This is a genomic window from Ruegeria sp. CH8, assembly GCF_056536985.1.
This window is the reverse complement of sequence record NZ_JBQFQR010000053.1, coordinates 1-8,810: the sequence shown is the minus strand read 5'-3', so window position 1 is coordinate 8,810 and position 8,810 is coordinate 1. Positions and strand designations below refer to the sequence as shown.

Annotated in this window: 7 protein-coding genes and 1 pseudogene; 6 read left to right on the top strand and 2 right to left on the bottom strand. The window is 53.7% G+C overall.

All coding sequences use genetic code 11. The features are described 5' to 3' along the window. The first annotated feature begins 214 nt into the window (after positions 1 to 214). Positions 215 to 1,075 (top strand): Rossmann-like and DUF2520 domain-containing protein, encoded by an 861-nt coding sequence (locus ACR0ER_RS25220; RefSeq protein ID WP_480771222.1) that lies wholly within the window; start codon positions 215 to 217, stop codon positions 1,073 to 1,075. A gap of 31 nt (positions 1,076 to 1,106) precedes the next feature. Here the strand turns inward: ACR0ER_RS25220 and ACR0ER_RS25215 are convergent, their stop codons facing one another. Further along, complete coding sequence (locus tag ACR0ER_RS25215) at positions 1,107 to 1,787, bottom strand: IS6 family transposase (RefSeq protein WP_480771223.1); 681 nt, start codon at positions 1,785 to 1,787, stop codon at positions 1,107 to 1,109. A 617-nt stretch (positions 1,788 to 2,404) separates the two neighbouring features. On the opposite strand from ACR0ER_RS25215, the pseudogene ACR0ER_RS25210 reads away from it, so the two are divergent. Continuing rightward, positions 2,405 to 3,027, top strand: a pseudogene (locus tag ACR0ER_RS25210) (transposase); the annotation flags it as partial. A 432-nt stretch (positions 3,028 to 3,459) separates the two neighbouring features. On the opposite strand, the gene ACR0ER_RS25205 reads toward ACR0ER_RS25210, so the two are convergent. Continuing rightward, the gene (locus ACR0ER_RS25205; RefSeq protein WP_480771221.1) at positions 3,460 to 4,467 is read right to left on the bottom strand and encodes a helix-turn-helix domain-containing protein; all 1,008 of its coding nucleotides are present in this window, start codon (positions 4,465 to 4,467) and stop codon (positions 3,460 to 3,462) included. A gap of 132 nt (positions 4,468 to 4,599) precedes the next feature. Between ACR0ER_RS25205 and ACR0ER_RS25200 the strand changes: the two genes are divergently transcribed. From ACR0ER_RS25200 to ACR0ER_RS25185, 4 genes are all read left to right on the top strand, one after another. Next, positions 4,600 to 5,997: an amidohydrolase family protein gene (locus ACR0ER_RS25200; RefSeq protein WP_480668226.1), complete on the top strand. Its 1,398-nt coding sequence runs from the start codon at positions 4,600 to 4,602 to the stop codon at positions 5,995 to 5,997. A 26-nt stretch (positions 5,998 to 6,023) separates the two neighbouring features. Continuing rightward, entirely contained in the window at positions 6,024 to 6,788 is a 765-nt protein-coding gene (locus tag ACR0ER_RS25195; protein WP_480771220.1) for a DUF3299 domain-containing protein, read from the top strand. After that, positions 6,785 to 7,963, top strand: a complete 1,179-nt coding sequence (locus ACR0ER_RS25190) for a carbohydrate porin (protein ID WP_480771219.1) — start codon at positions 6,785 to 6,787, stop codon at positions 7,961 to 7,963. The genes ACR0ER_RS25195 and ACR0ER_RS25190 overlap by 4 nt, the downstream gene beginning before the upstream one ends. A gap of 114 nt (positions 7,964 to 8,077) precedes the next feature. Continuing rightward, a complete protein-coding gene (locus ACR0ER_RS25185; RefSeq protein ID WP_480771218.1) occupies positions 8,078 to 8,458 on the top strand; it encodes a hypothetical protein in 381 nt (126 codons plus the stop codon). The last annotated feature ends 352 nt before the right edge of the window (positions 8,459 to 8,810 follow it).

Below are 8,810 nucleotides of genomic sequence, written 5' to 3'. Positions count from 1 at the left end.
AAACTGCACCCTTGGGGAAATGAAAGCTTTTTAACGAGATCATGCTCAAATAACCTGTTCGAAAATTATTCGACCAGTAAAAACCTCAGATGCTGCGTTAACCTCAGAACCTTGCAACGTAAACGAGCTTTCTAACCGAATGATCCAGCGAAGACATGTCTGGATGCATCAGGGTAAACTACATGCCAGCAGATGAAACTGAGGTATAAACGAAATGAACCGGATCAAAGTTAACCTGATCGGCGCGGGTCGCGTCGGCCGAACCTTTCTGCACCTTCTGGCAAAAATCCCGAATTGCCGGATTCAGGATGTCCTCAGCTCTAACTACAGTTCGGCCCAAAACGCCATCGGACAGGTCAAGGTCGGCCGTGCCGTGAAGCAGATTTCGGACCTGCGCCCCGCCGACCTTTGGATCATCGCAGTGCCGGATACCCAGATCGCCACCGTGGCAGCGGACCTCGCCGATGAGCTAGCGGAGACAAAAGCAGCGCAGGCATCGGTGGCGTTTCACTGTAGCGGCTTTTTCCCGGCTGCTGAGATGGATCCGCTTCGGCACCTGAATTGGCGTCTTGCCAGCGTTCACCCGGTCTTGTCCTTTGCGGACCCAGAGCACGCGAAAGATCAGTTCAAGGGTGCACTCTGTGGGTTTGAAGGTGACGAGGCAGCCTTGGCTGTCATTCGGCCCTTACTCGAGCAACTGGGGGCCGAGTGTTTTGCAATTCATTCGGAGGGCAAAAGCCTCTATCACGCGGCAGCTGTGATCTCGAACAACTTTACCGTCGTGTTGCAAGCGATCGCACGAGAAGCCTGGAAGGATGCGGGCGTCGCGGATGATATCGTGCGTCGGTTGAACGAAAAGCTCCTGGACAGTACGGTCGAGAATGTCCGTGCTTTAGGCCCACAGCGAGCACTAACGGGTCCGGCGGCCCGAGGCGACGAACAGGTTGTCTTCTCTCAAGGCCGGGAGGTGGCGCACTGGCATCCGGAGGCAGGCAAACTCTATCGTACCCTGAGCAAAATGGCGCACGCACTTAAAATAAGCGGCTCGACCGGGGGTTTCGTTGCAAAGTTTTAGGTCAGCCAAATAGATCTGCGATCGCTTCAGTTCAGATTGCCAACTCGGAGAATTGACGAAACGGGCAGAATCCGGGCGTGAACTGGCCTTTACGGATCATGTGCGCAACCTCGATGCCCGCCAGAGTCGCTGATGCCGAAGCAAAAGACTTGAAGCCGAGCATCGGGCGGGTTCGTCTTTTGATGAAACGATGGTCCTGTTCCACGATGTTGTTCAAGTATTTCCGCCTGACCATTTCAATTGGGACCGAGCAACCAAAACCTTTCAGCATCTTGTTGATGGCCTTGAGGCCAGCGGTGTTAGCTCCACTTTTGTCGATGACAATCTTTCGTGGAAGTCCATTGCATTCCAGCATTCGGGCGAAGAACATGGTGGCCGCGGGTTTGTTTCGACGCTGCGAAAGCATAAAATCAAGCGTTTTTCCGTGCTTGTCGACAGCTCGATAGAGATAGACCCAGTTGCCTTTCACCTTGATGTAAGTCTCGTCCATTCTCCAGGAGCGGTCGCACGGTCCCTTTCGACGACGCGCCGCTTCAGCGATTGCGCCTGCATACCGCGTCACCCAGCGGTTCAGTGTGGTGTGATCCACTGCAACGCCTCGCTCATGCATGATCTCTTCTAGATCGCGATATGACACACCGTATCGGACATAGAAGAACACTGCGAAGAGGATCACATCTTTCGGATACTGAGCGCCTTTGAAAGAGATCATAAACAAACTTTCGACTTCAATATTTCGATATCCATTCACTCGAAGCACTAATGAGCGTCAACAGTCAAAAGTTTGCAACAGAGTCAGGATCACGACGCATCGCAATAGATACGGCCACCAATGGTCGCGTCATCAATAGGTGAACAGCAGCGAGCATAGCATACCGGTCATGGCGGGATTTGGAGCAGAGCCCTGCGTGACGAAGTTCTGGCGCAAGTACCCGTACAACCTGTAGCGCCAAGTTCAATTGCCGACCAACATGCTGACTTCCGCGCCAATACAGTTGCTCCAACCACGCTGCGCCCTTCAAAGCTCGGACTTCCAACCGTAAGGGAACTTGAAACTCTGCACCTGGCGTCGTGCCGAGAGGTAAGGAGCTCGCCCGCCCATCGTTGGTCTTGAGACGACGGTAAAAGTCCCATGCGGTGCTTCTCGAAACGCCCATCATCTTGGCCGCATCCAATAGTAGCGGTCCTATATCCTGCCCTGCCTCCTCAAGTTCCAATATTGGACGCAACGCGTTGGCCCGTTCTGTCTGACGTCAGCACCAATGGGACAGTTTAGGTTGAATTGATAAGAGAGGGTTTCTGGCTCATCGTAACCGCCAAGGAGTGGAGATGAGAAAGAAACCCGGAACCAGGCAGAGCCACGGTGAGAAAGTCGTAAAGGACATTCGCCGTGCGACCCGCAAACAGTATTCCGCAGAAGAGAAGATCAGGATTGTGCTGGACGGCCTGAAGGGCGAGGACAGCATTGCGGAGCTGTGCCGTCGTGAAGGCATTGCCCAGAGCCTCTACTACAGTTGGTCCAAGGAGTTCCTGGAAGCCGGTAAGAAGCGCCTTGCCGGTGACACCGCGCGTGCCGCGACATCGACCGAGGTCAAAGATCTGCGCCGCGAAGCCCGCGACCTGAAGGAAGTGGTTGCCGAACAGGCTCTTGAATTGCGGCTGCTCAAAAAAAGCATGATCGCGGATGGGGACGACGACGAATGAGGTATCCCGCATCCGAAAAACTGGAAATCATCCGCTTGGTTGAGCAATCGCATCTGCCGACCAAGCGCACTTTGGAGAAGCTGGGCATCCCGAAGACCACCTTCTATCGCTGGTATGACCGGTATCTGTCGGGTGGCCCTGAGGCGCTTGAAGATCGTAGACCCGCGCCATCACGGGTCTGGAACCGTATTCCGCAGCCAATGCGTGAGAAGATCAAGGATCTGGCCCTGAAGGAAAGTGAGCTTAACGACGGCAAACATAGCGTGTAGGCCCGGTGTACCAGACTGCTTCGTGAATTTCGGACCGGTACAGCCCGATATCTTTGAGAATTCGAGCTGAATAACGCCTAAGATTTTTCTGGTCCTTCCTTGCCGATCGGCGGTGCCTGGAAGACGCAAGCATACGCGAAACCTGGTCGTCAATTATCTTTTCCATCCCATCGAAAAAACCGGTTGAAGAATGATATATGGACCGAAAGACCATAACGTTTCCTTCCTTCCGTATGTCAAAGCGTCAAACGACCATCTCTGATTGCCAGGCGGCATTGATCATGGGTTACGGGGTCAGCCATCACGTTTCGCGCATTCGTTCCCCTAACCTGTTCAACGTCGCACTACAACTTCTCCGAACTGATCCCACGAGGACCTAATCTTCGAAGCGTTCATTTGGCTCGACCACATTTACTTGCTTCGGAACTTGGTCGGTGTCATTCCGGTCTGACCTCGGAAAAAGCGAGTGAAATGGGACTTGTCAGAATAGCCGAGCATCAGTCCGATCTCTGCAATTGTCATCTGGTTTTGTTTGAGGTGCTCCTTGGCGACATCGATACGCAGCCGTTTGATTTCGCGCGGTAGCGTTGTGCCTTGTTTTTGAAGCGCTTTCAGAAACCGTTCCGGTTGTATTCCCAGCATTCCAGCCACCATCTCTGGTCCCAAATCGGTTTCATCCAGTTTGTCGCGTAAGACAGATCGCAAAGCTGCCACCACGGTTACTTCTTCATCTTGTCGAAGTGATGCTATGGGCTTGGCAGAACCCTCAGAGACGTGGTGCAAAAACAACCATTCCACAGGAAAACTAATTTGCATTCCGGGATCAGTCCCAAGGCCAACCTCGATCCCTTTGTAGTCGATAGGCAGCCCATTGATGTATCTGCTTTCCCATCGCACACGGGAAGAGTCCCAGGACTCTCCGACGACGGTCTGCAATAGGCGTACATAGATTGCGGCACCAAAACCGGTCACCTGAATGGGTGGGACGGTTGGTTCCTGTTGCCTCTCGATACGATAAGTCGCTTTGTCTGCTTCAATGACAAGGCTGTGCCGCACAGAATTGGACTCCTGCGGCACGAGCTCAACAAAGCGGGTAAAAAACTCGAACAGCGTTTTTGTAGATTGCAAGGCTTGAGCGAAGGGCGGCCATCCTTGTAGGTCAAACGCTTCCCCTACATTCAGTCCTAGGTATCGATCCCCTGATACTTCTGAGAAAGCATTTACCAAGCCGTAAACCAACTCGGAGTGAACGAACACGGATGGGTTAGTCATCAGTTCAGCTTTCAAGCCGACCTGATCCAATGCTGGTTGCGGATTGATCTTACCTTCGGTGAGATATTGCAGAAAGGGAGCGGCTAAAGAGAGGCGAACAAAGCCCTCGCTATGCTCTCGGGAGGTGGAGTTGAAAGGCAAGCTCATAACCCTTGTTGGATTAGCTTTAAGAAGTGGCCATTTTTGCAGTCACATTCGCACATCCTAATTCAAAAGGGGCAACCGAGCCAATGAATTCCAGACTATAGTTGGCAAAACATGAATATGAAGGGAGTACTTATGTCCGGCTTACGAATGTCTCTTTGCTCGACGGCAATTGTCGCGGCAGTTCTTTCTTTTTCGGCGACCGCGCAGGCTCAGGATCAAGAAGAACCCCAAACGCTGTTTACCAACGTGCATGTCTTCGATGGCGTCAATGAACAGCGGATCGAAAATGCGAGCGTTCTGGTCGAGGGCAATCTGATCAAGTCCGTCTCAACCGATGCCATTGATGCGCCGAGTGCGAAGGTTATCGACGGTGGCGGACGTACTCTGACACCGGGCTTTATCGAGAATCACGCGCATCTGATGCTCATGGGGCCATCGATTGCCGAGATGGAAACCAACTCGACCTGGGAGGATTTCGCCATCCACGGGACACGGATGGCCGAAATGTACCTGATGCAGGGCTTCACGACCGTTCGCGATGCCGGGGGCGCTGGCGGCGGGCTGCGGCGCGCAATTGACGCCGGCCAGATCGTCGGCCCCCGCTTTTATCCTTCCGGGGCATTTCTCGGAACACGTGGTGGTCACGCCGATTTCGCATCCTTCACATCTCCGCCGGGTGGGGTGACCAACTTTGGGACTCTGAATATGGCCCAACAGGTCAACGGTGTTGATGAAATTTACATGTATGGCCGCAACAACCTGCGCATGGGTGCCACGCAACTGAAGTTCATGCAATCGGGTGGGGTGATTTCGGCATTCGATCCATGGCAGTTGCTCGCCGGTTCGAAGGAAGAGATTGAGGCCGCTGTTCAGGTTGCCAACGAGTACGGCACCTATGTCATGGCACATTCCTACCGCAAAGAAGCGATCATCAATGCCCTGAATGCAGGGGTCAGAACCATTGAACACGGATTTCACTTTGACTGTGAGATTTCTGCTTTGATGAAAGAAAAAGGAGCGTACATCACGACGAACATCACAGCATTTGATCCAGGCCTACTTGATGTTCCGTCCGTGAAAAACAACCCCAACAGTTTGAGGAAGGCCAAATCGGCCTCGGCGACATTCGAAGCCTACATTCCCAGCATGAAAGAATGCCCGGCACCGCGTGGTTTCCAAACCGATTGCGTGGGTTCGGTCGAGGCGTGCAACATCCAGATCGCCTACGAGAAACATCTGAACAATCATTTCTTCGGCCCCTACGCGTCGATGGTCACCCTGACTTCGGTAGGTGGCGAGATCGCGGCACTTAGCGGTGATTTCATGAACCCCTATCCGGAAGGCAAACTGGGTGTGATCGAAGAAGGCGCCTATGCCGACATCCTGCTGATCGACGGCAACCCGCTCGAAGACTTCTCGGTCGTTGGAACGGGGGATCAATGGTTTGGCGCTGACCCGAGGCCAGATAGCCCTGAAACGATACGCCTGATTATGAAGGACGGTGTGATATACAAAAACACGCTGGATTGATTGGATAACCTAGCCGGAGACTGTTCATGCGCCACTGGTTTCGCTTTGTCGTACTTGCGGGGTTGGTCTGGTGCGGTCAATCTGCCGTCGCAACGTCCGGCGCAGCGCTGGACTGGACCGACCTTCCAGACCCATCTGCACAGGTTTTTGACGACCCGTATCGCGACCTAAGCCCGGAACAATTCGATGATGTTTTGTTTGTCGTGCGCCTGCGCGGCAGGCTACATCAGGACGTTGGGAGCATTGATGAAAGGCAGAATTGGCAAGCACTTTTGGCCGAGACTGAAGATGCCTTGGCAGCAGATGGAATTGACGTTGACTGGCTGCTTGCTCAGCGAGAGGTCGTGACAGAGCGTCGAAGAAAGGCTGGTACGAACGGAAATCCGCAACTCGACGGTCAGACAGTCACCTTGGCGGGTTTTGCCATACCTGCTCCGAACGATATTGACGGAAAACCTGTGGCGTATTTGGTGCCCGAACGAGGGATGTGCAGTCATATGCCTCCACCTCCGCCCAACCAGATGATCCGTGTGCGGTTGAACGGGGACTGGGCGCCCCGCTATTTCCATGAACCCGTTCGGCTGACGGGCATGCTGACCATAGATCCGTCTGTTCAGAATATGATGGTTGTGGATGGTCTCATGCCTATGAATGCGACCTTCCAGCTAGAGACGGAACGGGTCGAAACTCTGGAAACCAAGGCGGACAGGCTGGAATGGAAGCAGCGTGCCGCTGATCGCATCCGGGCGGCGGGAAATCGCAAGACCGGCGGGGCAAGGGCGTCTGAATGATAAGACTTTTGGTTACCGCATTGAGCATTGCCTTCGCTGGCGCAGCGTCGGCTCAGGGACTATCCGGGCCATCTTCAGTCGAAGCTGATCTTGCGCCCGGAGACGGGCTCACCGATCCGCAATATCGTTCCGATTTTCCACGCAACATCGCACCGGGTTGGTTTCAGTGGAAAGACCGACTGGCTGAGGGTGGTTTTCGGTTCAACATTGACTACCTGGCATTGGGCCAAACCACGGATGCTGATCTGGGAACCGGCGAAGCAGCCAGCGGAATTGCGCGGTTCTACGGCAGTTGGCAGGCAACTGAACAGGGGTCTCTGACATTCAAGATCGAAGACCGGCACAGTTACACGGATGTTGCCCCGCAATTTCTCGGTCTGGATGGCGGAGCCCTTTCTATCACGGGGACAGCCTTCAACGATAATGGTTTGCTGCTGACCAACCTGTTCTGGACCCAAAGGGCCGAGGACGGCTCGTGGACGCTGCAAGTCGGGCAGATCGATGTAACGGACTTTGTGGATATCTACGGGTTGGTGAGCCCCTACAGTGGCTTTCAGAACCTGTCTTTCAACACCAATCCGACAATCAACGCGCCCAATCAAGGCCTTGGAATTGCTGGCGGGATAAAGCTGAGCGAAAACTTCTACGCTATTACGAGCATCTCAGACGCAAACGCCGACCCGTCCGATCCAAATTTTGATGTGTTTAGCGATGGAAATCTCTTCAAATCACTCGAGCTTGGGTACACGTCCGGCTTTGATCGCATCTATTTTGACAATGTCCATTTGACTCTCTGGCATGCGGATGCGGCTGACGATGGTAGCCGTCCAGAAGATTACGGCGCTGCGTTTTCTGCCGCATGGTTTGTTGACAATAAGTGGATGCCGTTCTTTCGGGCTGGGGCCTCGAAGGGGACCGCAGCGCTTTATGATCGGTCGATTTCTGCCGGTCTCGGTTACTATGGTCGCAACACCGATTTGGCCGGTCTGGGCCTAAACTGGGCCGAAGCAAGAGGCATAGATGGCGATCAGTTCACGCTTGAAGCTTTCTACCGCTTTTCAATCTCACCCGGACTGCAGATCACGCCATCGGTACAATTCATTTCCGACCCGCTTCTAAATCCCGATCAGGACCGGATTACCCTGTTCGGTCTAAGAACCCGGATCGTTTTCTAATGCGGGGTGAAGGCAGTCACTAAGGGGTGTGCCAAAGGGCAACTAAGAGAGATCAAGCGCGTGCCGGAATTTTCAACGCCGGTCGAATGAAGTTGGGAAGCAAAGGAACAATCTATGAAGATTGCATACGGAATTCTTGCAGCCTTAGCAGTTGTGTTTTTCATCCTTGGAGGCAGCGATGCCCATGCCAAAGACAACAAGGGTAAAAAGCCGAACAAGGGGGGCAAGAAGGGTGATGTCAGCATTCAGATAGAAGACAAACCCGGCAAAGGCCCAAAAGCTGTACCACCTGGACAGATCAAGCGCTACACGCGCGGTGCCAAGCTCCCATCTGACCTGGAGTTCGAGGATATTGGGGACCTTTCCAAATGGAAGCTTGGGGAGCCGGGCAAAGGAAACCGCTACATTCTGGTCGATGACGAAGTCCTCGAAGTTACGAATGACCTGTCTACCGTGGTCGATGCCGTCGGCATCGTCGGTGATCTTCTAAATTAGGCGAAAGTACGATGTTTCAGGGCAAGAACTACCTCGTTTGCCCTGACGCTGGCCGGGGCGATCATTTGTGAACCCCGGCCCAAGTTCAAAACCCGGATCCGAGGCGCTACGATGATAAAGGCCCTTCTTGTTCTTTTTGCGCTTGCTACCTTTTCGTCAGCACGCGCCCTACTCGCTCAGGAAAACGGTGCAACTGAAGTCCCGCAAACAATACGCTTTGAGGGCTATGTATAGCCCAGTCGCGAAGCAGAACTGTCGCCTTGTCTAGCCCCCTTGTTCTGGGCCATCTCGGACTAGAGTTTCGGGGACTGGTGGGCGCATGTTGAGGGCCTGATGCGGTCGGGTGTGGTTG